Origin of the sequence: Fretibacterium sp. OH1220_COT-178, from assembly GCF_003860125.1 — a bacterium.
In the GTDB taxonomy this organism is placed as follows: Bacteria; Synergistota; Synergistia; order Synergistales; family Aminobacteriaceae; genus CAJPSE01.
Genome location: NZ_RQYL01000004.1, coordinates 41369 through 64192, shown reverse-complemented (window position 1 = coordinate 64192; position 22824 = coordinate 41369). Strand labels below are relative to the sequence as shown.

18 protein-coding genes are annotated in these 22824 nt (G+C 60.2%); 17 read left to right on the top strand and 1 reads right to left on the bottom strand.

Annotation, left to right across the window (positions count from 1 at the left end):
- Positions 1 to 37 precede the first annotated feature (37 nt).
- From EII26_RS02620 to rplS, 10 genes are all read left to right on the top strand, one after another.
- On the top strand, positions 38 to 682 hold the full coding sequence (locus tag EII26_RS02620; RefSeq protein WP_124887590.1) for a protein-L-isoaspartate(D-aspartate) O-methyltransferase: 645 nt from the start codon (positions 38 to 40) through the stop codon (positions 680 to 682).
- A 70-nt stretch (positions 683 to 752) separates the two neighbouring features.
- Entirely contained in the window at positions 753 to 1220 is a 468-nt protein-coding gene (locus EII26_RS02615) for a QueT transporter family protein (protein WP_124887589.1), read from the top strand.
- Between the two features lie 100 nt (positions 1221 to 1320).
- Positions 1321 to 2100 (top strand): J domain-containing protein, encoded by a 780-nt coding sequence (locus tag EII26_RS02610; RefSeq protein WP_158612112.1) that lies wholly within the window; start codon positions 1321 to 1323, stop codon positions 2098 to 2100.
- 140 nt (positions 2101 to 2240) lie between these two features.
- Positions 2241 to 2573 (top strand): sigma factor-like helix-turn-helix DNA-binding protein, encoded by a 333-nt coding sequence (locus tag EII26_RS02605; protein WP_124887587.1) that lies wholly within the window; start codon positions 2241 to 2243, stop codon positions 2571 to 2573.
- 464 nt (positions 2574 to 3037) lie between these two features.
- Positions 3038 to 4378 carry a signal recognition particle protein gene (gene ffh, locus EII26_RS02600; RefSeq protein WP_124887586.1) on the top strand — a complete coding sequence of 447 codons (1341 nt, stop codon included), beginning with the start codon at positions 3038 to 3040 and terminating at the stop codon, positions 4376 to 4378.
- A 111-nt stretch (positions 4379 to 4489) separates the two neighbouring features.
- Positions 4490 to 4759, top strand: a complete 270-nt coding sequence (rpsP, locus tag EII26_RS02595; RefSeq protein ID WP_124887585.1) for a 30S ribosomal protein S16 — start codon at positions 4490 to 4492, stop codon at positions 4757 to 4759.
- A 142-nt stretch (positions 4760 to 4901) separates the two neighbouring features.
- The gene (locus tag EII26_RS02590) at positions 4902 to 5144 is read left to right on the top strand and encodes a KH domain-containing protein (RefSeq protein ID WP_124887584.1); all 243 of its coding nucleotides are present in this window, start codon (positions 4902 to 4904) and stop codon (positions 5142 to 5144) included.
- Complete coding sequence (gene rimM / locus EII26_RS02585) at positions 5122 to 5682, top strand: ribosome maturation factor RimM (RefSeq protein WP_124887583.1); 561 nt, start codon at positions 5122 to 5124, stop codon at positions 5680 to 5682. Before EII26_RS02590 ends, rimM begins: the two co-directional genes overlap by 23 nt.
- Positions 5682 to 6851, top strand: a complete 1170-nt coding sequence (trmD, locus tag EII26_RS02580; protein ID WP_124887685.1) for a tRNA (guanosine(37)-N1)-methyltransferase TrmD — start codon at positions 5682 to 5684, stop codon at positions 6849 to 6851. Before rimM ends, trmD begins: the two co-directional genes overlap by 1 nt.
- 50 nt (positions 6852 to 6901) lie before the next feature.
- Positions 6902 to 7255, top strand: coding sequence for a 50S ribosomal protein L19 (gene rplS / locus EII26_RS02575; protein ID WP_124887582.1), 354 nt, complete (start codon positions 6902 to 6904; stop codon positions 7253 to 7255).
- Positions 7256 to 7365: 110 nt separating this feature from the next.
- On the opposite strand, the gene EII26_RS02570 is transcribed toward rplS, so the two are convergent.
- A complete protein-coding gene (locus EII26_RS02570) occupies positions 7366 to 12690 on the bottom strand; it encodes an Ig-like domain-containing alpha-2-macroglobulin family protein (RefSeq protein ID WP_158612111.1) in 5325 nt (1774 codons plus the stop codon).
- A gap of 246 nt (positions 12691 to 12936) precedes the next feature.
- Here EII26_RS02570 and rapZ point away from each other — a divergent pair, with 246 nt between their 5' ends.
- The 7 genes from rapZ (at position 12937) to EII26_RS02535 (ending at position 22756) form a co-directional block, all read left to right on the top strand.
- The gene (rapZ, locus tag EII26_RS02565) at positions 12937 to 13827 is read left to right on the top strand and encodes an RNase adapter RapZ (RefSeq protein ID WP_124887580.1); all 891 of its coding nucleotides are present in this window, start codon (positions 12937 to 12939) and stop codon (positions 13825 to 13827) included.
- Positions 13821 to 14933, top strand: coding sequence for a gluconeogenesis factor YvcK family protein (locus EII26_RS02560; RefSeq protein WP_124887579.1), 1113 nt, complete (start codon positions 13821 to 13823; stop codon positions 14931 to 14933). The genes rapZ and EII26_RS02560 overlap by 7 nt, the downstream gene beginning before the upstream one ends.
- A complete protein-coding gene (whiA, locus tag EII26_RS02555; RefSeq protein ID WP_124887578.1) occupies positions 14930 to 15904 on the top strand; it encodes a DNA-binding protein WhiA in 975 nt (324 codons plus the stop codon). Before EII26_RS02560 ends, whiA begins: the two co-directional genes overlap by 4 nt.
- Positions 15864 to 17051: a phosphoglycerate kinase gene (locus tag EII26_RS13360; RefSeq protein WP_124887577.1), complete on the top strand. Its 1188-nt coding sequence runs from the start codon at positions 15864 to 15866 to the stop codon at positions 17049 to 17051. The genes whiA and EII26_RS13360 overlap by 41 nt, the downstream gene beginning before the upstream one ends.
- A 35-nt stretch (positions 17052 to 17086) precedes the next feature.
- On the top strand, positions 17087 to 17866 hold the full coding sequence (tpiA, locus tag EII26_RS13355) for a triose-phosphate isomerase (RefSeq protein ID WP_233572562.1): 780 nt from the start codon (positions 17087 to 17089) through the stop codon (positions 17864 to 17866).
- 78 nt (positions 17867 to 17944) lie between these two features.
- On the top strand, positions 17945 to 19924 hold the full coding sequence (locus EII26_RS02540) for a hypothetical protein (protein WP_124887576.1): 1980 nt from the start codon (positions 17945 to 17947) through the stop codon (positions 19922 to 19924).
- Positions 19925 to 20170: 246 nt separating this feature from the next.
- Positions 20171 to 22756 carry an adenosylcobalamin-dependent ribonucleoside-diphosphate reductase gene (locus EII26_RS02535; RefSeq protein WP_233572561.1) on the top strand — a complete coding sequence of 862 codons (2586 nt, stop codon included), beginning with the start codon at positions 20171 to 20173 and terminating at the stop codon, positions 22754 to 22756.
- Positions 22757 to 22824 lie beyond the last annotated feature (68 nt).

The window sequence follows — 22824 nt, the reverse complement described above, 5'->3', positions numbered from 1 at the left end:
GAAGAAGGGGAACTCTCCTTCGACTGGAGGAAGGGCAATGAATGATTGGCGTTTGGATGCCTCCAAGATGGTGGAGGAGCAGCTGATCCCCCGGAACGTGCGCGATATGGCGGTGCTGAGAGCTATGGCCTCGGTGCCGCGGCACCTCTTCGTCCCGCGTCGGTATGCGGAGGACGCCTATATCGACAGGCCCCTGCCCATAGGCGACAGGCAGACGATCTCCCAGCCTTATATCGTGGCCAGAATGACGGAGCTTTTGGAGGCACGAAGCGGTATGAAGGTCCTCGAGATCGGGACCGGATCGGGATACCAGTCCGCGATTCTGTCCTTTATGGGGCTTCAAGTCTGGTCGGTGGAACGCATCGACTTCCTGGCGGAACGAGCTCGAAAGCGTCTTTCCGACCTGGGATTTGCCGTCCATGTCATCCATGGCGACGGCCGCATGGGTTTCGCCGATGCAGCCCCATACGATCGTATCATCGTTACGGCGGCCTCCGAGCGGGTGGAACCCCTCTGGGAGGAACAGCTCGCACTGGAGGGGCGGCTGGTTGTGCCCAAGGATGTGACGACGGGCGGGCAAAGACTTCTCGTGCGTCGGAAGGAGGACCGTGGCTGCACGGATACCTGGTACGACTACTGTCGCTTCGTCCCGTTGCTGGGAGGGACGGTCGAGTTTTTTTGATCTCCTTCCCCACTCGAAATAGCGAAATAGGAGGAAGGGTGCAAGACTTTTTGCAAGGAGCTATCGTTCGATGAAGTTCAGAACCATTGCCTCGGGCGGCATGATCGCCGCTCTATACGCCGTTCTTACCGTCTCGCTGGCACCGCTTTCTTACGGGCCGGTCCAGTTTCGCCTCTCCGAGGGGCTGACGCTTCTGCCCTATTTTCTTCCCGAGGCGGTTCCCGGTCTGGCCGTGGGATGCCTGGTCGCCAATCTGTTCGGGGGGTATGGGGCGCTCGACGTGATCGTGGGGACCGGGGCAACCCTCCTGGCTGCGGTCTTGAGCCGCCGTATGCCCACGCTGTGGCTGGCCGGACTGCCCCCCGTTCTGGTGAATATGCTGATGATCGGAGGGATGCTGCACATTCTTCTCGAAACTCCTCTCTTGCCCACCTGTCTCTACGTGGGGTTGGGTCAGGCCGGGGCCTGTTATCTTGTAGGCCTTCCTCTGATGCGTGCGCTCGAAGAACGAAGGATCTTGAGACGGGAAATCTTCTGAGCTCCGACATTTTTGCGGCAGCCGGAAGAGGAATGCCGGTCGATTCGGTCCTTTGTCATACCTATCCGTTTTGAAGGGGATCAGAAAGGATGGAGGTCCATTGGATAGCTTCAAGAACTATTATACTGTGCTGAATGTCCTGGAGACGGCCTCCCACCAAGAGATCAAGATGGCATTTCGAAGGATGGCCCGGCTTTATGCCCCCGACATGAATCCCGACCCTTCTGCGGTGCGCCATTTTGAGGACGTGCTTGAGGCGTGGAGGGTGCTGGGCAATCCGGAGACGCGCTGGCAATATGATCGGAGCAGGGGACTCTGGAATCACAACGAAGACTTGCTTCGCCCCACCGTCAAACAGCCGGATCCGGAGCCCGAGCCCGCTTTTTCCGCGACCTATGTTCCCGAGAAAGAAAAGAACTTCGAGGGCTGCACCCCGCCCAGACGGACGTCTCAGCGTTGGGAGCCCGACATCGAGGTGGAGGAGTACTTCGATAGGCCGAAGGTCGTCCTTTTGGTTGTGGCCAGCACATTTCTGATCGGACTTTTGGGCTGGCCCAGACTTTCGCACCTGTGGTCCGGCCGCGGAATCTTGAAGGTTCTGGTGCTGTCCGCCGTCTTTACCCCCTGCTTTTGGCTGACTTTGTGGGGACTGCGTTTTCGAATTGATGCCGAATGGGTGCAAAACAAGCTTCGCCCCGAATTCTTTCTGCCTTGGATCCTCGGGGTCGTTTACGCCTTCGGGGCCCGATGGTTTCTGGCGGACGTGCGCACGGATCCGCTCCTGTCGCCCCTGTTGGACTGGTTCTTGTGGTACCTGTCATTCGCTCTGGTCCTTTGTCCCGTCTCGCTCGCTTTGGAGCCCGCAAAGGAATCCATCTGAACTTGAGTTCGGGCACCTCCGAAACGCTCAGGGCGTAAAACAAATTTACTTGACAAGATATTTGGAAGTCTCTATAATTCCTGGTAGCCTGGAGAAATCCAGATCAAGCTCGATCGTTCCGGGCAAGGGGAGGATGCAATATGGCCGCTTGGGACGACGACAGGGAACGTCTGGAACGGCGGATACGTTACAATGCGCTCTACGACCTTTATTCTCCTCTTTTGACGGAGCGTCAGAGGAGCGTTTACGAAATGCTCTACTTCTCGGACCTCGCGCCTGCCGAGGTTGCCAAGTTCCTCGGGGTGACGCGCCAGGCTGTGCATATCCTGGTTCGGCGTATTATGGATCGGCTTGAGACCATCGAGCGAGAGCTGAGTTTCGCCGAGATCGTCGAACGTCTGGAAGGACGGATTCGGGAGCTGGAACAAGAGCTTGAGGTCCTTCATTCAAGGCCGGAAGGGGTCGACGCATAAGTTCGTTTCCCGATCTGAGGGTCAACGAACCTGGTAAGACGCAGCGAGTTGCGTCGATCGCTCGGTTTTCTCGTCAAAGGGTGCGGAGAGACATGTCGGACCAAGTTTTGGCAGCGGAGAGAATGTGCTTTTGTCCGCGTCGAGGCCATTTACTCGTAATGACTCCCTGAGCCCCGTTCGGCCAACGCGGCGGTTGAGGCGAGAATGTGGCGGGAAGTGCGGTTGTCTCAGAACTGTTTTTTTGTTTTTTTGTGAAACTGCTCCCTGCGCCTCGTTGAGCCAACGCGGCGGTTGAGGCGAGAATGTGGCGGGAAGTGCGGTTATCTCAGAACTGTTTTTTGTGAAACTACTCCCTGCGCCTCGTTCAACGCAAATTGTTGCGTTGAACGAGATAGCGAAGAGCACGCCATTCGAGGGCTGACGCCCTCGAAGAGGCGGCTCCCTGCTAAAGGAGTCGATATGTGATGTTCGAGGCCCTGAAAACAAAATTGGAGTCCGCGCTTTCCCGGCTGCGCGGTAAGGGAAAGCTCTCCGAGGCCGACGTCGATCTCGCGCTCCGGGAGATACGCAAATCGCTCCTCGAGGCGGATGTCGACTTCAAGGTTGTCCGTGAGCTTGTCGAGAGGATCAGGGAACGGGCCGTGCAGCTCGATGTCCTGGAATCCATCTCCGCGGCGCAGCACATCTCGACCGTCGTCTACGAGGAATTGATCGCCCTCATGGGGGATCCGGCTCCACTCGCCATCGCTCCGAAACCACCGACCGTGGTCTTGATGGTCGGCCTTCAGGGCAGCGGAAAGACGACGACAACCGTCAAGCTGGCCCGACGCCTCAAGGATTCTCATAGCCCGCTGGTTGTGGCCTGCGATCTTCGCCGTCCTGCCGCCGTGGATCAGCTGCGGGTTCTGGCCGAGCAGTCGAAGGTCGCTTTTTTCGGCCCGGAAAAAGGGGAGCAGGATGTCCTGAAGGTCGTGCGGGGTGCGGCCCAATATGCAGCCTCCCGCCTGCACGATGTGATTTTGCTCGATACGGCCGGGCGGCTTCATGTGGACCCGGAACTGATGGAGGAGCTGTCCTCCGTTGCCGGGACGCTGCCTCCGCACGAAAAATTGCTGGTGGTCGATGCGATGATGGGCCAAGAGGCCGTCAACGTCGCACGCTCCTTCCACGAACTGTTGAGCCTGACGGGATTGGTCTTGACCAAGCTGGACGGCGACGCCCGCGGCGGCGGGGCTTTGGCCATACGGGCCGCGACGGGCGTTCCCGTAAAATTCGCGGGGGTCGGAGAGGGGACGGATGCCCTGGAGGTCTTCGATTCCCGTCGTATGGCGAGCCGTATCATGGGCATGGGGGATATTCAGGGCCTGCTCGAGAAGGTCCAGGCCGCCGGTGCGGAGGATACCGCCCGGATAGCCGAGAGCATCAAGGGCAAGGCGTTCACACTGGAAACCCTATTGCTTCAGTTCCAGCAGATCGAAAAGATGGGCCCCCTGGGCAAGGTGATGGAGATGATCCCCGGTGTGGGGCGCATCAAAGGGTTGGATGCGTCTCAGATGGACGATTCCATCCTTCGCCGCAACAAGGCGATCATTCAGTCCATGACGCGCGCCGAACGTCTCAATCCCCGCATCATCAAGGGCTCGAGGCGAAGGCGCATCGCTTTGGGTTCCGGGACGTCCGTTCAAATGGTAAATCAGCTGCTGGCGCAGTACGAGCAGATGAAAAAACTCTTCAAGACCTTCTCTTCGGGGGGGAAAGGCCCCAATCTTCGCTCCCTCTTCGGAAGGTCGGGACGCTTTTTTTGAGGTTGAGACGGTCGGGAGCGCTCCTCTCGTTTGGGTCTTGCCCTTTTGACAAGGGTGTTTTTGGAATGGCATATCGCATCGTTTTCGATTTTTTCAGGAGGTGTTCCACACATGGCAGTACGAATTCGTTTGTCGCGTCAAGGAAGGAAGAAAGCCCCGTTTTACAGGCTGGTGGTTGCGGACTCGCGTTCGCCTCGGGACGGTCAGTTTATCGAACTGATCGGGACCTACAATCCCATGACGGACCCGGCAGCCGTGGCCATCAACGAGGATCGCGCGCTCTACTGGCTGAGCGTCGGAGCCCAGCCCTCGGATACGGCCAGAGGACTTTTGAAGAAACAGGGCATCTGGGAGAAATTTGAGAGCGCCAAGGCCCGCTAGCCCGTCTGAATCGGAGGTTCGGTCAGGGGTGTGATGCGCCCCATCGCCCCAATCCATTTTATAGATGCAAAAGTCGTCTGGAAAAGCCTTTACCCTTTAACAACCCCTTAATACACCTGCAAAAAAAGTAGGAGGTGCCACAATGGTCAATTATAAGGAGCTCGTCGAGTTTATCGCCAAATACCTCGTAACTCAGCCGGAGGTCGTCAGCGTGGAGTGCGGTGAGGAGGAAAATGGGATCAAGGTCATGATTCGCGTCGCCCATGAGGACGTCGGACGGATCATCGGGAAACGGGGGGCCACGATAAACGCGATTCGGCTTTTGGCCAAAGCGGCCGCCGTCAAAGCCGGAGAGCGGGTGGATGTCGACATCGTCGAGGAGTGAGGGGACCAGCCCCGGAGGGCCTCCCGAGGGTAAGGTCGTCATCGGACGCGTCTCCTCGCCCCATGGGATTCGAGGAGAGCTGTCCATAGTTCCCCTGACGGATTTTCCAGAGCGTTTTCAGAGGATGGATACCGTCGATCTCTACAGGGGCGACGTTTTTTTGCGGACGCTCGAGGTGAGACGCATTCGTTTCAACGAGGGCAGGGACACTTTGATCTTGGAAAGCGATCTTCGGGATCGGGATGAGGCCAAGGCCGTATCGGGTGCCCAGATTCTCATTGCGGCCGAGGACCGCGTCGAATTGCCGGAAGGACGCTTTTGGATCGATGACCTCATCGGCCTGAGTGTGGAGGACATGGAGGGCCATCCCCTGGGTACGGTCGAGAATATCCTTTCGGCCGGTGCTTGCGAGACGTACGAAATTCGGGGGATCGACGGACGGTTGCATTACGTACCGGCGGTGGAGGAATTCGTTCGGGATATCGATCTTGAGCAGGGTCGGATACGCCTCTCTCTGATCGAGGGGCTTTGGGATTGATGCATGTCACTATCGTGACCGCCTTTCCCGAGTTCTTCGGGGATTTTCTCTCGACAAGCATCCTGGGACGAGCTGTAAAAAAAGGGCTTGTCCGCGTGGATCTCGTCGATCTCAGAAATTTCGGTCGAGGAGGATATCGTCAGATCGACGATTACTCCTTTGGATCGGGGGGCATGGTCCTGGCCGCACCGCCCTTGGCGGACGCTCTGAGCTTTGCCTCGCAATGCGGTAAGGCCGCTCGTCCCTTCGTGGTGTATCCCTCGCCACAGGGGTGCGTATTGACTCAGGAGGTCATCGAGACCCTCGCGAGCCAGGACCACGTGGTGATTCTCTGCGGTCATTACGAGGGGCTGGACGAACGCTTCGTCGAGCGCGAGGTGGATCTCGAAGTAACGGTGGGGGACTGCGTTCTGACCGGCGGGGAGATTCCCGCAATGGCTATCGTCGACGCGATGTCCCGTTTGGTGCCGGGGGTTGTCGGCCGAGGCGAGGCGGTTGCGGAGGACTCCTTTTACAGGGGAATGCTCGACCACCCCCATTATACCCGGCCGGCCTCCTGGGAGGGGATGGATGTTCCTAAAGTTTTGCTGGGCGGAAACGCCGCGGATATCCGGGCTTGGCGGCGTACCCGGGCCGTGGAACGAACTTTGGCCCGTCGGCCCGACCTTCTTTCCCGGGCTGCGATCCGTGATTATCTCGGGGGAGGAGCCTATCTGGCCTTGATCGGGGACGATGCTCCCTTCGTCTCCGGACACGTCTTCGAAGTCGTTCAGTTATGTCGGACCTACGGCTTGGGACGGCCGGTTTTCATCGTTCCCAACCCCGGGGCCTTCGAGACGATATCGGGCCTCCCCGAGGAGTTCGCGCCAAAGGTTTTCGGCTCTTTGGCGCGGGCTCTCGAGTGGATCGAACGGAAGGAGAAGGACAAGGACCTTTTGAAGGTTGCGGTCCTGAACGAGCGACGCGACGGAGCGTTGCACGGCCTGGAGGTCAAGCGCCGTTGTCTGGGGTGTGGCGGTCCCGTGCTTTTTCTGTTCCCCGAGTCCGCGGAAGATTGCGGGGAGTTGGGCCCCGAGGTTCTCTGGACCGGCCTCTTCGGATCGGAGGGGACGCTCCCTCTGACGATCCGTGTCGCCGTTGCCTTGGATCGTTTTCTGGGAGCGCGGTGAACTGAAAATTGAATTGAATCTTTTGTTTTCCTGAAGGAGGAACTGCGGAAGTGAATATACTGAACCTTGTCGAGCAGAAGTATGTCAAGACGGAGGGGGTGCCGGATTTTCGCCCCGGCGACACTCTTCGCGTCCATGTGAAGGTGACGGAGGGCGTTCGTGAGCGCATCCAGGTGTTTGAGGGCATCGTGATCGGCCGCCAGCACGGTGGGCTGAGCGAGACCTTCACGGTTCGCAAGATCTCGAATGGCGTGGGAGTCGAGAGGATCTTCCCCCTCCATTGCCCCTCCATCCAGAAGATCGAGGTCAAGCGTCTGGGCAAGGTGCGACGCGCCAAGCTCTACTACCTCCGCAAACTGAGCGGAAAGGCCGCCCGCATCAAGGAACGCCGCGAGTTCGACTAAACGATTCCTCGCTTTTCTGTTGCGCAGCCCCGCCTTATCGGCGGGGCTGCGTTCGTCTTCATGCAGAAGGGGGGCCCCTGCACGGGGGCCCCCCTTCTGCATGAGGCTCGTTACTTAACGGTCAGCGCGGCGGGCGTCTCGCCGATGAAGTGGACATCCGGATCGTACATGCCCTCCGCCGAGATGGGCGGTACGGTAAAGGTTCCCTTCGTGACGGCACGGACCTGGAAACGGTACGTCGTCTGACCGGACAGGCGGTCGAAGAAGATCAGCAGCCTGTCGTCCCGAATGTCGCTGCGGACGCCGTAAGGCTGCGCCCCCTCCTCCGCGTCCGACAATCTCGGGTTCTCGAGCTCCAGCCCCGCGGGAAGCAGACAGGAGACGGCCAGATTGCCGATGGGCAAACCGGGATTCAAGGTCAGTTCTACCTGAATCCGTGTGCCCTGGGGGACGGGCTTCCCGAGGTCGAGCTCCTTTCCCTTTTCATCGAGCCAGACGCTTCGCACCTCCAATCCACGATTTTCGGGATCGGGGCGTTCTTTCGGCGTTCCCGTGATCGTCCAGCTGTAGTACCCCCTGCCGGTTCCCTTGAGGGAGAGAAGACCGCCGGAGGCGGGAAGATCGGCCAACGCGATCGCGGACGATGCACCGCTTCTGAAGGGAAGCAGCTCCTTTCCCTCGGCGTCGAGCACGGCTCCCTCGAGCTGGGACTTTTCGGAGCCGACCTTCAGACTGTACCGACCCAGGGCCATCATGACGGATGCATTTTCCTGAGTACCGTACCAGCGGTTCTCCTTCCCGTATTTCAGGAGACGCGCGACCAAGGTCCCGACCTCGGGGGCCCCGGGGTCCACCTCCGTCCAGAGGGAGAGGAGCTGCGCGGAATTACGCACCTCGGACTCCAGGGTCGCGTATCGGGATTCCGCAGAAGCCTTGCCGCCCTCTCCGGTGCCCAACGCACGCAGCGCGTCCGGCCGCCCCTCGATCAGGGCCGTTGCGCCCGCAAGCCAGATGGGGCCGGACGGCCACATATTGATCTGGTTTTCCTTCAGATATTCGATCCAGCCGAGAGGTTTTTCCCCATTCAAAGCCAGCACGTAGACCGCGTAGGCTTTGGCCGTGAAGTCGTCCTTTTCCTCGGTGGAATAACGGTTGCCGGGAAGGGAGGCCAGGAACTGCTTCATCCAGTTCAGGACCCCTTGCAGCATCTCCTCGGGGTAGTTCACGCCCGCCTTGCGCGCCTCGGTGAGGAAGTGCGCCGCATAGACGCTGCCCCAACTGTAGGTCGAGGTGCTTCCAGGCCACAGCCCAAAAGAACCATCGTAGAGCTGCATGGCCTGAATCCGGGCGATCGCGGTGTCGACCTTGTTCTTGACCAGCAGGTTGTTGACGAGAAGGGGATCGATCTGAGCCACGGCCTCGGGAAGCACCAGGAAGGGCCAGGCGACGGAGAGAGTCTGTTCCAGGCAGCCGTGAGGATAGTTCAAAAGATAGGAGACGGCCCGGGTGAGGTCCACGGTCGGAGAGTCCGCAAGGGTCAGGCTGCCGAGGGGTTCGCCCGCGAAATCCTTCTTCGGAATGTCGATGCGGGTCTCCCCGGCCTCGAAGGTTCCGGAGCCCGATTTTGCGACGACGGGCCACGGAGAGCGGACCGGCAGTTCGATCTCCTGAGCGAAAGATTTCTCCACGCCTTCCTCGACCCATGAGGTCCGGACGCTCCAGACCGCCGTTCCGGGGTCCAGTGCCTTCACGGAGGTCTCCCATCGGACGGAGCTCTTGGGACCGATCGAGAGAACCTTTTCCGAGTCGGCGGGCTTCAATCCGCCCTGCACCAGAATCTCGATCTTGACGTCACGGCTCTCCTCGGAGGTGTTGAACACCGTAATCGGGGCTTTGAACTCGTCGTTCGGCGCTGCAAAGCGGGGCAGGTCGGCCTCCGTCACCACGCTGCGGGCGATTTGGACCTTCTGTTCCGCCATCCCGAATCGGTTGCCCGAGGCGACGACGGCAAAAAGCCTTCCGCGCCCGCTGAACTCCGGCAGGGCCAACTCCGTCCTCACGACGCCCGACGCGTCCGCGGAGAGGACGCCCTGGAACAGAGAGAGGATCTTGAAGCGCTGGGCGGTGTCCGAACCGGCAAGTGCCGCCATGACCGCACCTCCCGCCGGATGCAGGAGCTCCGTCCCACGGGACTCGACGGGGACGAGGAGATCATAGAGGTCGTATCCCTGGGAGTTCAGCTCCTTCAGGCCCCAGAAGTGGTGCAGAAGGTCCGGGGTCCTGTAGCCCGTCAGCCCCAACACGGCATCGTCCACCAACGCCAGGGAGACCTCGGCCTTCGCCGGCCTTCCCTCGAAATCCTTGAGCGTCAGCGTCACCGGCAGACTTACGGCAGGTTCCGCCTTCTCGGGTGCCTCCATGGCGACATCCAGGCGATAGGGGGCCAGATCCGCCTTCAGACACGCCACACCGACGGCCCGATGGCTCCCCCAGGCCTCCTCCTCGACGACCGGACGGATGAGCCATGCGGTACACCAGGCGTTCGGGACCATGTCCGCGGTCACGGGGACCTCCACGACGGTCTCCGCCTTGTCGACCTTCAGCACCTTGCGGGAGATCTCCTTGGCCCCCTCGACGTTGAACAGCAACAACCCCTCGAAGGGCGAGCGCAGCGTCACCCTGGCGGTTTCCCCAGCCTTATAAAACTCCTTGTCCAGATCGATCTCAACCCGGTCGAGCAACTGAGAGCCGCCGCGCTCCGCGTACTCGGGGTCGTCCGCGTAGAAGCGGTAGGCCGCACGGGCGTTGTCCCCCTCGTCGGCAATCCGGACCAGATAGGTGCCCCATCGTTTAGGATTGAAGGATACCGTTCCTGTGCCATCCTTCAGGAAGACGGATTTTTCCTCGACCTGAGTCAGCTCCTCGGAGCTCTGCCAGCGCCGATACCCGTCCAGCTCCACCAGGTTGTAGTTCCAGGAGACGCGATAAAGGGTCGCCGTGAGCTCGCCGGGATCCGCGGGATTTTCCTCGGGATCGATCGCTGCGATCTTGAAGTCCAGATCCTTCTTGACGGCCAAAACCCCTTCGGGCGCCGCAATTCCCAGAAGCCAGGGGGCGGGATAGTAGGGGAGCGTCAGCGACTTGGAGACCCACCGTCCGCCGTCCTCCTGGACCTCGGCCCTCATGTTCAGTGCGATCGTCGACGGCGCCTGCCAGTCGGCGTCGAGCGTGAGGCTGAACTGCCCCTTGCCGGAGTCGTCGAGCACCACCTCGTCGAATTCGCCCTCGACGGGCGAGAACTTCCTCGAATCGTCTCCGAAGCTGTAGCCCTTCCACCGAGCGCGGGTGGGAACGAACCCGGACGACCGGGCGGACCAGAACATCCTGGCCGGCAATCCCGCGCCCTCGACACCAAAAAGATAGCGGGCGAGGACGTCCACCGCTACTGTTTGCCCATGAGTCGCATACTTGGAGTCCGTCTCGGTCTTCACCTCGATGCGCGGCGGAGCGAAGTCCTCGACGTGGAAACCCATCCTTGCCAAAGGTTCGTCCTCCTTGCCGGGAACGACGACCGAGACGTTCCAGAGCCCCGTCATGGCGTTCGAGGGAAGCGCATGGGTGAGGAGCGCCCCCCCCTCGTCGTTGAGGAGCACCGTCTCCTGTCGGGCCTTTCGGTTCAGGGGGTCGCGCACGATGAAGAGCACGGGGAAGGGTTTGGGGGGCATCACGTCGGTGTTGCGAACGATCGCCTTGAACTGCGCTTCCTCACCCGAACGGTAGATGTCCCTGGGGGAGAAGAGGGCCGCGTCGTAACCGGACCGCAGCCAGGGCCGACCGGCGGTCTCGAAGGTCTCCTGGGAGATCAGCCCCCGGCTGAGTCGGACGAAGGTGATGTCGTCTCCGCGGCTGACGACCGCCAGGCTGGGGGACTCGTCCTCCGCCTGCCCCCAGGGCTCCGGCCTCTGGACCGTGAAGATTCCGTCCGCGTCCGTCTTCCCCTCGGCAATCACCTGCTTGGAACTGCTGTAAATGCGTACTTCAGCTCCCTCGACGGGTTGGATGGAGGAGAGCGTGTTGGCCCAGAGCAGCAGGCCGTCCTCCCAAACGCGGGCCACGAGGCCCATATCGCTCAGGTTGATGATCTGGGTCTGTTCCTCCCAATACTCTCCCTCCAGGTCCCGGGCGGAGAGCAGAAAAAGCCCTCGTTTGCCCCCCCCGAGCTCCTCCAGGGAGAGAGCCCGGCGCACCCGCTCGTTCAGAGGCAGGGAGAGTTCGAACTCCTTGCTGTAGACGCGTCTAGCCAGATCCCTCTGGAAGGAGTCGTAACTCCCCCGAATGACGTAGGGGATGTTATTCTCGTAGAGGCGCCACAAATCCACCTGAAGCTTTCTGACGTTGACCAGCTCGAGGGGAATCCTCCCCCCTCCGGTCGCCGTCAGGTACATTCCGGGAGAGGGCAGGGAGACGGAGGCCTCCAGGTCCGGCATGATGACGGCCTGGGTAAAATCCTCCGCGAGGACGACACCGCCGCTCTTGGCGGGCAGTCCCTTGCGCAGGGTGAGGACAAATCGGTTCCTCGGCCCGAAATCGCCGTTCAGGGTAAACTCCCCGTCGTATCCGGAGTTCAGGGTGAAGGGGACGGACGGCTCCACGGCGATGAAGTCCCTCGCGGCCTCGAGGTCCACCTCGAAATTGCAGCGGATCGAGATCGCCCCCTCTTCGCCCGCCATGCGGTGGACCAGAAGCGTCGGCTTGAAGAGCACGGAAAAAACGCGGTCCTCCTCCAGCCCAAGGTCCCCCTCCTGGGGGGTCAGTCCTTTGCTCAGTTTCACAAACAGCTTTTGCGCCTTGCTTGTGTCCCTGAGATTGACCGAGGCCCGTATGGTCCTGGAGGGGTGTTCCCCCCCAAAAAAGTAAGAGAGTTCCTTACCCGACTCGTCCAGTACGCTCAAAAAACCTCTCAGACGCTTGGGAGCCACGGGCATGTTGAAATCCAGGATGAGAGCGGCCTGACCGTTGGGTCCCATCGCCCCCCGGACTCCCTCGGGGACGAGGGAGTCGGTCTGAAAGCGGAACGTCCCGGAGCCGATCGCGTTTCCTTTGAGATTCTTCAGATCCTCGCGGAGCTCGGCGGAATAGGCCGTCCCCTTCTTCAGGGGCGCCAGCAGACGGACCGTGAAGGTTCGCGGATTCTGCCATTTGCCCTCGGCCTGGATCGCCGGCAGGACCTTGAAGGGAAAATCCTTGGGGGCCATGGCCTTGCCGACCTCGCTCTTAGAAACCATGGGTTCCTTGAAGACGATACGGAAGGAGACGTTGTCCGCAACTCTTCCCGTGGGGGCAAAGCTCTGCACGCCCTTGGGAAGAGCGCATTCTCCGGGGCCCGCCCCCCACGAGAACAGCACCAGAAACAGCACGAGACAAACCTGCTTCAATCGCATTTCCATCCTCCTTTTTCTTGTAAAACGGAATAAGGGTCAACGGAAGAAATCTTGCTTGCGCATGATTATATCTCATGGCGAGGACGGAAAAGGCGCTGAATTGGGGTGGTTTTAAGGGTGGTTTTTAGAACGGCGCAAGGGGAGGAAAAGAAAAAAGGGCCCCTTCTTTCACCTTGGCGTGTACAATATCCTGGCGGGCCCGTGAAGGAATCCGGCGGCAGTCCGATCGGGGGGGAAGATTTGAAGGAGCATACGGAGGGCGTCAAACAGTTCGTTATTGTGACGGGCATGTCCGGAGCCGGCAAGACTACGGCTCTGAAGGTACTTGAGGATCTGGGCTTTTTCGCCATCGACAACATACCTCCCAGCCTTCTGCCGCAGCTTTTCCTTCTGTTGGCCGGACATCGTGAGGCATCGCAGACGGGAGTGGCCGCCACGATAGATATCCGCAATGTCGATCTCCCGGATGGATTTCTCAAGGTGGTCGAGGACATCAGAAGCACGATGCCGCGGGTGCGGATCATCTTTTTGGACACGTCGGACGAGGCTCTGATCCGCCGTTTCGAACAGACCCGCCGCCGCCATCCCCTGGGAGAAAACCTCTCCATCCAGGAGGGAATACGTAGGGAACGCAGACTTCTCGCGCCTTTGCTCGAACAGGCCAACGTGGTTATCGACACGTCCTTCATGGACCTCCATCAGCACCGGCAACGCCTGCTCAAGGAATTCGGCGGCGATGCGGAAAACGGAACGTCGCTGATCATCAGCTCCTTCGGTTTCAAGTACGGTGTTCCCCAGGACAGCAATTATGTCCTGGACGTGCGTTTCCTTCCCAATCCCTTCTACGTTCCCGAGCTGAAAAACCTTACGGGGGAGGACGATGCCGTCCGGGATTATCTCCGTTCCTTCCCCGAGACCGTGGATTTTCTGGAGCAAAGCGGCCGTTTTCTGGATTTTGTCGTGCCCCGCTATCTGGAGACGGGCAAGGCTCAACTGCACGTAGCCATCGGATGCACGGGGGGCAGGCATCGCTCCGTGGCGATTGCGGAATGGCTGTACCGACGCTACGAGGACCTTCGGGGCGGCGTCGGGATCATCCACAGGGACAAGGCACGGGTGCAGTCATGGTGATCGATTGGGCTCTAGGCTTTGCGCTGGGGGTGTTCACGACCTTCTTCCTGATGGTGGTGTTTGACGTCCGTCCTTTTCGCGGCAGACGGGCCAGGTCCACAGACCCTTTCCAGGGGGCCATCGCACGCCGGCTGTCCTCGGGGCCTTCCATCGTCGCCGTCGGCGGGGGAACCGGGCTTTCGACGCTTTTGAAGGGAATGAAGGCCTTCACCCGAAATATCACGGCCGTTGTCGCCGTGACGGACGAGGGGGGAAGCTCCGGTCGGCTCCGCACCGAATGGGGGGTTCTGCCGCCCGGAGATGTTCGAAATTGCATGGTGGCCCTGGCGGAGAACGACAACTCGCTCAAGCGGCTGCTGGATTTTCGTTTCGATCGGGGCGAACTCGCCGGCCACAGCTTGGGGAATTTGCTGCTTCTGGCGGTGTCGGAGCTCTGCGGCGATTTTCGGCTTGCCGTCGAGCAGATGAACCATCTTCTGGCCATACGCGGCAAGGTTTTGCCCGTGACCACAGAGGCCATAGCCCTTGTCGGCACGACCGAGGACGGAGAGCGCGTGCGCGGCGAGCTCGACATCTCCCGGCACGGTCGCCACCTCAAGGAGATCTGGGTCGAACCCCAGAACGCCCGCCCCCTCGATGACGTGCTGGAAGCAGTGGACGGCGCGGAGATGATTTTGCTCGGACCCGGGAGCCTCTTCACCAGCGTGATCCCCAACCTTCTCCTGCCCGACTTCGCGAACAGGCTGAGGGAATCCCATGCGCCGAAGGCATACATCTGCAACCTGATGACCCAGCCGGAGGAGACCGAGGGGATGAACGTCCTTCAACATCTCGAATGGGTCGCCGCAGCCTTGGGCTCGATTCCGGATTACATCATCGTCAACAGCGATCCCATACCGGACGATATCGTCTGTGCGTACCGCCGGGACGGTGCGGAACCCCTCTACTTGGATCGGCATCAGCGAAGTGCGCTGCGTCGGCTGGGTTGCACCTGTATCGAGGTCCCCATGATGCGGGTGACGGAGTCCAATCTTCTGCGGCACGATTCCCAGAAATTGGCGGCCGTTCTCTTCCGTCTCTGCCGGGAGCTTGGAGAACCCGATTGAACTCCTTGGTCGAGGAGCTCTGGGACGAGTGGAGTGCCTATCCCGTCGAACCCTCCCCGCTCGTGGACGGGGAGTGCGCCGGACTTCTCTCGGGTCTTTTTTCCGATCGCGGCGACCCCCTCCGTCTGGGAACCGCCAGGCTTTGGGCCGTTCGTCGGCTGCTCCGGCTCTGGCGAAAGAGCACATGGGCCGCCCAATGGAACGTTGCGGACGCCCTTTCTGTGCCCTATGACATGAAGGGCCGAGTGCAGCTTCAATTGCCCGACGGGTTTCGGAACGAGCTGGAGTCCTACGGGACCGCGCTCTCGGATACCGTTCCTCTGGCCGCCCCTCATTGGGCCTGGCTGCGTGGTCTGTGGGGAGGGTGCGGAGGACTCTACATCCCCAAGTCCGGCTACTATCTGGTTCTGCGCGTGGCCTCTCCGGCCGTTGCGGCAATTCTGAAGGGGATCCTGCAGAGGACCCGAATGGCCTGGCAGAAGCGCCTGCTTCACGGAACTCATGAGCTGATCCTGAGAGATCAGCAAAAGATCGTGACGTTCCTCAGCAAGATAGGGCTGACGGGAATCTCCCTCCGGATGGAGGACAAGGCCATCATGCGGTCGATGCGGGATCGGGCGAACAGGATCCGAAACTGCGATACGGCCAACATCAAACGGACGCTCAGGGTTGCGGAGGAACAGATGGCGCTCGCCCTGAAGATTCGGGACGCCGGGATGCTCGATCAGCTCCCCCCTCCGATGCGGCAGATGGTCGAGGCCCGACTGAATCACCCTGAGGTCTCGCTCTCGGAACTGGGGGAGGGGCTCTCGCCTCCGATCACCAAAAGTACGGTAAAATATCGTTGGCAGAGGTTGATCGAATACGCCGAGAACATGGCGATGAAACGAGACGAGCCCACGAAAAACGAACCGCAGGGAGGGAACGGAAATGCAGTTGAAAACCTTCGCGCGCAAGGACATAGAGAATAAAAAAGTACTGGTTCGGGTCGACTTCAACGTCCCCTTCAAGGACGGAAGGGTTTCTGACGACGCCAGAATCCGGGCTCACTGGAGCACCCTCGGCAGACTTCTGGATGGGGGAGCCTCCGTAGCGATGGTCTCCCATTTCGGACGCCCCAAGGGAGGGGTTGATCCCTCCCTCTCCCTGAGGCAAATCGCCCCGGACGTGGAAAACGCTTACGGTGTGAGGGTCCGCTTCGTCGATGACTGTGTTGGTCCCAAGGTGAGGGCCGCCATGGAGGCACTGCCCCGGGGAGAGATCGTCCTTCTCGAGAACGTGCGTTTTCATCCCGAGGAACAGAAGAACGATCCCGACTTTGCGTCCGAGCTGGCGAAGCCCTTCGACGTCTTCGTCATGGACGCCTTCAGTGCGGCGCACCGGGCCGACGCCTCCACCAGCGGGGTGATCCCTTTACTCGCCTCCTTCGCCGGGGACCTCCTTGTGAAGGAGGGGGAGATGCTCGGGGCCGTCAGCGAAAACCCTGAAAAGCCCTATGTCCTGATCCTGGGGGGGGCGAAGGTCTCCGATAAGATCGATGTCGTCGGCAACCTTCTGGACAAGGCCACAACGATCCTCGTTGGCGGGGGGATGGCCTACACCTTCCTGAGGGCCCAAAGACTCGAGATCGGCAGGTCCCTCTGCGAGACCGATCGGCTCGACTTCGCCAGGGAGACCCTGGAAGAGGCCAAGGCCAAGGGAGTCCGGCTGCTCCTTCCTCTGGACAGTGTGGTCGCCTCCGGCCTGGACGCCACCGAGACGAAAATTGCCGACTCCTCCGCTATGCCTGCGGAGCTCATGGGGCTGGACATCGGCCCGAAGACGATAGAGCTGTTCGCCTCGGCCCTGAAAGGAGCCCGGTCGGTTCTGTGGAACGGGCCGATGGGGGTCTTCGAAAATCCTCTTTTCGCCGGCGGAACCAAGGCCTTGTGTCAGGCGGTCGCAGACTGCACAAAGGATGGGGCGGTGACGGTCATCGGAGGAGGGGACACCGCCGCTGCCGTGCGGGAGTTCGGATTCGACTCCAAGGTCTCTCACGTCTCGACGGGCGGCGGAGCGAGCCTGGAGTACTGCGAGGGAAAGAAGCTTCCCGGTATGGCTCCCTTCGAGATCCGTTGATTTGCAGAACTGCCCAAGAAAAGGAGGTTGGGTCTGTGAAAAAGATTCGACTCTATGGAAACTGGAAGATGAACATGACGCGGGGAGAAACTCTGGCTTTTTTCGCCGAGTTCGAAAAAAGCGCGAAGCCTCTCGCTGCCGTGGTGGGAAAGGCGTTGGAGGTCGCTGTCTTTCCGCCCTTCACCGCGCTCTGGGCGGCGGGCGAGGCCATACGGGCCATGGAGGGTCCCGCCCCGCTTCTTGGCGCGCAGAACGTCCATTTCGAACCCAAGGGCGCCTTTACGGGCGAGGTATCGATACCCATGGTCGAGGAGTGCGGCGCAACTCACGTCATCATCGGACACAGCGAACGGCGCCATATCTTTGGGGAGAGCGACGGCCTCATCGCCCAAAAAACGAAGGCATGTCTTGCTGCGGGTCTGACGCCCGTCCTCTGTTACGGAGAGACATTGGAGGAGCGGGAGTCGGGCAGGGCCTTCGAGGTGATGGGGCGCCAGTTGTGCTCCGCCTTGGAGCCTCTGTCCGCCGATGAATTGGGCCGGATCGTCTACGCCTACGAACCGGTGTGGGCCATCGGAACCGGGAAATCCGCGACCGCGGACGAGGCACAGGAGGTCTGCGCCTGGAGCAAGGAGCTGATAGCGGGCCTCGCGAAGGGTGGGGTCGATGCCGCGGTCCTGTACGGGGGCAGCGTTAAGGGTGCAAACGCCAAGGAGCTGCTTTCGATGGAGGCCATCGACGGAGCTCTGGTGGGGGGAGCCTCCCTGAAGGCGGAATCTTTTCTGGAGATCTACACGGCCTATGCCGAGGCATAGGCTGCGGGCGTCATTTTCCCGGATGAGGAGCTTTCCTCATCCCCGACTCTTATGTCAAGGCTAAGGAGGCTGTTCGCTATGTCTGGAATTCGGGCAAAAATTCTGGGGGGGCTTGTGTTGCTTGCGGTGTTTTTTACGTCCGCAGCCTGGGGGGCCACGCCGGATAAGGCGTTGAGCTCAAAACCGGCCAACTCCATCTATGCGGTGCTGAACGTCGACGACCTCGGAGGATTGGCCCGTACCATCCTTTCCGACAAGAACATAGAGCTGTTCGCTCCGCTTATGGACGAGGACAGCCTGAACGGCTTCCGAATGGCCGCCGCCATCGTCAGCAAGATGCCCGTAAAAACCACGGCTCTGGTCACCGGAATGGACGAAAACCTCGTCCCGTTCCTCCAGGTTGCGATGGCTCTGCCCGCGGAGCTTCAGCCTAAATTGGAGCTCGTTGAGGAGGGAAAGGCCAAGCCGGAGGACATCACGTCCCTCATCCTCGGCGACGGAGCGTTGGCTCTTGGTCCTCTGCTCAATGCCGTCCCTCAGAAGGGAACAAAGGGCTCCTATTTTCTGATCAACGGTCAGGTTGCCGTTACGGCCAAGGACAGCCTTCTTCTCATCGGTCTCTCCGCCCAAAATCTCGAGGACAGCCTGAAGGCTCTCGAGGGAGCCGAGGATCGCCTTGCCGTCAAACCGCGTCACGAGGGCAAGGATTTTGCCCGCCTGCACATCGACTTTTCGGCCCTGGTCAAGATTGCCATGGAGCAGAAGCCCCGAGAAGGGGCTAAGGACAAAAAGCCCGACGACCTCGATCTGGACGTGCTCAAAAAATATTTCAAAGCCCCCCTGGAGGTCGAGTACAATTTCGACAAAAAGCCGGATCGCTTCATCGTCTCCCTCTGGGCCAATGTCGAAGAAGCCCTCAGCGAAGCCTATGTGGATCGCCTGCGGCGGCTGGTCCCGGTTCCCGGAGGAGACGTCTTCCTGACCGGAGCGGGCAGGCCCTTGTTTGCGCTCAGTTCGAAGTTGTCCATCAAGGGGTCGGACTTCGAAATCTATCCCGAGATCGCAGAAGTATGGAAGAAGGGGATGAAGAAGCTCGCGGGCTACGGCATCACCGAGACCGAGATCGAGGACCTTCTCTCGGGGAGCATCTCCCTGGTCTGCGGCGGAAGCTCCTCCTTCGCCGGGGCCAAGATGCCGGGCCTGTATCTTGCGGTTACCGGCCAGAAGGGCGCGGCCCTTTCGATCTTCGAGAAGGTCACCCAGCACGAGGATTTCTCGATGATGGTCCCCACCGCTCCCGTGGAGATGGCCGAATGGCACAAGATGCTTCAGGTCGATCCCCAGATGCTCCCCGCTCCCGTCCTTCTGGGAATCAAGGGGGAGACCTTCTTCCTGGGCACGCAGGATCCGAAAAGCCTCTCCAAGGCTCCCGAGCTCTCGGAGAGATTGAAGGACCTCCTGGAGAAAACCTCGATGGGCACCTCCTTCATCGACTTCGAGTCGATCCAGGCGTTTCTGAACGGAGCTGTGAACGATCGGAGCTCTCCCCTTCACGACCTCCTTGCGAACCTGCATCCGGCGATGTTGGGCCTCGTAAAGGACGTGCTCGGTGCGGAGCTGTCCATACCCTTCATCGGTGTATGGACCCCCCGGTTCGATACCGCATTCGCCGAGCACGCGCTTGTCGATGTCCCCGCGGACAAGGGGCTGATGGCCCGGATCGTGAAGGCCGCCTCCCAGTTCAAGTCGGCCTCGGAACCCTCGCCTCTGGATCGTCTGCTGAACGTCAAAACAGTCGCGGAACCCGCATTCAAGGCCAATCCGGAGATCGACGCCGCCGCTCTCGAGGAGATCGCCAAGGAGATGGATATGGCTGTCGTCCTTCTCAAGAAGGACGGGGTACTCTATCTCGGCACGGTGGCGGATGTCGCCTTCAGAGACGAGCTGGCCGCAAAGGCCAAGCAATTGAAGCTCAGAGGCTCTGCGGGGCTGGACATTCTGCCCGCCGAGGGGGACTATGCAGGGCAGGAAATCGTCTGGATGGCGGTTGCCCGATAATGACAGCCTCGTTTTTCCATTTCTTTGGATTGGCGCATCAATCCAATTCCCAAAAAACCGTATGCGTCGTCGTTTGAGCACGCGCCGGGCTTAAATTGCAGGTTGCCCGCTGCCGATCGGGAAATGGAATAAGATTCGGGAAGCAAACGACACAGAAACCCCGATCGTGAGATCGGGGTTTCTGTGTCGTCCATTGCCCCCTCATGTATAATTCCTGCGGACCTTTGCCCAAAGGAGAGTTGAATCTTGGACTATTTGCTTAAAGAACGTTTCGACACGCACATCGCTCCGGAACATCTGGAGACTCCATCGGACCCCCGACTTTCGGAGAACGCCATGTGGCTTTTGGCGCAGCGTTATTTCGTTCAGCGTTACGACGCCTCCATCGGCGCGCTTCGAAAGGAGCGGAGTTTTGAGGAGTTTGCCCGGCGCATCGCCCGCACCATCGCCTCGGCCGAGACCCTCTATCTGGACTCCGAGGACCCGAGCGCCGTGGAATGGCTTCGAACCCTCGAGAAGAATATCGCCAGCGACATTCTGAATCGCCGCTTTCTCTTCAATTCTCCCTGCCTCTTCAGTTCCTCGGCAGGATTGACGGTCCAGCCCCAATTCGCTGAAGTCCTTTACAAGAGGGCGGATGCAATGTCCTTCGAGGACTACGTCCTCATCCATTCCTCGAGGACCAAAAACCAACAGCTTTTTGCCTGTTTCGTCATCAACATCCCCGACAGCATCGAAGGAATTTTCGAATCCGTCAAGGACGCGAGCGTGATCAGCAAGTTCGGTGGGGGAGTCGGAGGCAATTTTGGTCATCTAAGGGAGTTTGGCTCCGAGATCGGCGGGGGGACGGGGGGAAAGGCATCCGGACCGGTTTCCTTCATGGAGACCTGGAACACCATGGGAGCCGTCGTGGTGCAGGGCGGCAAGCGACGCGCCGCACTTATGGGCATGTTGTTCGACGACCACCCGGACATTCGCCGTTTTGTGGATTGCAAGACCGAGGACGGAAAGCTCTCCTACTTCAACGTGTCCGTTGCCGTATCGGACAAGCTGATGCAGGAGGCCGCTCGCGACGGAACGTTCGATCTGCACTCCCGCGCCGACGGGAGCGTCGTGTGCACGCTCAGAGCACGGGAATTGATGGAACAGATTTCCGAGAGTGCCTGGAAGCGCGGGGACCCTGGAGTTTTCTTCATCGACAGGGCCCGTCAGGACAACCTTCTGAAAATGGATCCCGACTGGGAGATCGAGTCCACCAACCCATGCGGAGAGCAGCCTCTGCCCAACTACACCAGCTGCAACCTCGGTTCCATCAACGTGGAGGTCTTCGTCAAGGACGGGGTGTTCGACTGGGCGGGTTTCCGGAATCAGGTCTTCCGGTCGATGTACTATCTGGACCTCGTCATCGACGCATGCAGTTATCCTCTGCCCAAAATCGGGGAGCGAACCCGAAAAATACGTCCCGTCGGACTGGGCATCATGGGGCTGGCCGACGCCTCGATCCTTCAGGGAATCGTGTACGGGAGCCCCGAGTTCGAGCAATACTGTAAGGATCTTGGGGGGGCCCTGGCGGCCTCCGCCCTGGCGGCAACGGCTCAGATCGTCAGCGACGGAGGCAAGGATCCCTTCCCGGAACACGCGCTGGTCCAAGATCTCTTCAGAACGTTCAAAAAGGAGATCGAGGGAGGGGAGGCCCTTTTCAGCGAGGGGACTCTCTTCAGCGAATCCTGGTTCGAGCGCCTCTCGAAGGAGGAGTGCGCGCAGCTTCTGTCTCATATGAAGGAGTCCGAGACGATTCCTCTGACCTTGGTCAACACGCTGTCGGAACTCGACAGCCCCGTCTCCGGGCTGTCCTTCCATGAGACGAAGGCCGTTTTGAAAAATCTCGTGAACGGCCGGCTCCGGAACAGCCGGCGCCTCTCCATCGCGCCGACCGGATCCATATCGATGATCCTCGACGCGAGCTCGGGGATCGAGCCCAACTTTGCCTGGTCGTGGAACCGTCACATTGCGAAGGTGGACGGCTCGGGCACCGAGCAGAGGGAGTTCTGGCACAAACTGCTCTCGGAGGAACAGCGCGAGGAGTATCGAACCACGGGGGCTTTGTCGGACACGAGCTTTGTGACCGCCTACGATATCTCGACGGCCCAGCATGTAAGGGTTACGGGGATCTTCGCCCGAATCGTGGACAGCGGCATCAGCAAGACGGTCAACCTTCCGAACGCGGCTACCGTGGAGGACGTGAGGCGCGTCTACGAATCCTGCTATGCTCTGGGATGCAAGGGGATCACCATTTATCGGGACGGATCGCGCTCCTACCAGCCGATAGAGATCAAGAAGGGGGACGAGAAGGAGAAGACGCTCGCCAGCCAGAGCGTCAAGGCCCGCCCCGGCCTGGTCGTCTTCGGCAAGACCATCAAGGAAAGCACCCCCTGGGGCAGCATCTACATTACGCTGAACTTCGACGGCAACGACCCGTTTGAGATCTTCATCAACGTCGGAAAGAGCGGTTCGGAGCTCAAGGCCATGACGGAGGCCCTCTCTCGGGTCATCTCCATCGGCCTGCGCTCGGGGAGCAAGCTGGAGGACTTCATCGATACGCTGAAAGGACTCTCCGGAAAGGAGTATTGGATGTTCGGCTTTGACGACGAACATGTGGCCCGCTCCATTCCGGACGCCATAGCGCTCCTGTTGGAGAAGCTGATCGAGAGGGGAGACGTTGCCCGCAACGTGAGGGAGGGCGGTGCATTCTGTCCTGAGTGCAGCTCGCCCATGGAGATGATCTCCGGCTGCGCCTATTGCTTCAGCTGTGGGTACAGTCCCTGCAAATAGCGAGGCGCGGCGACTCTGCAGCCATCCCGCGCCTCTACCCCTCTTTTTCGAGATGGAGCCGGGGAGGG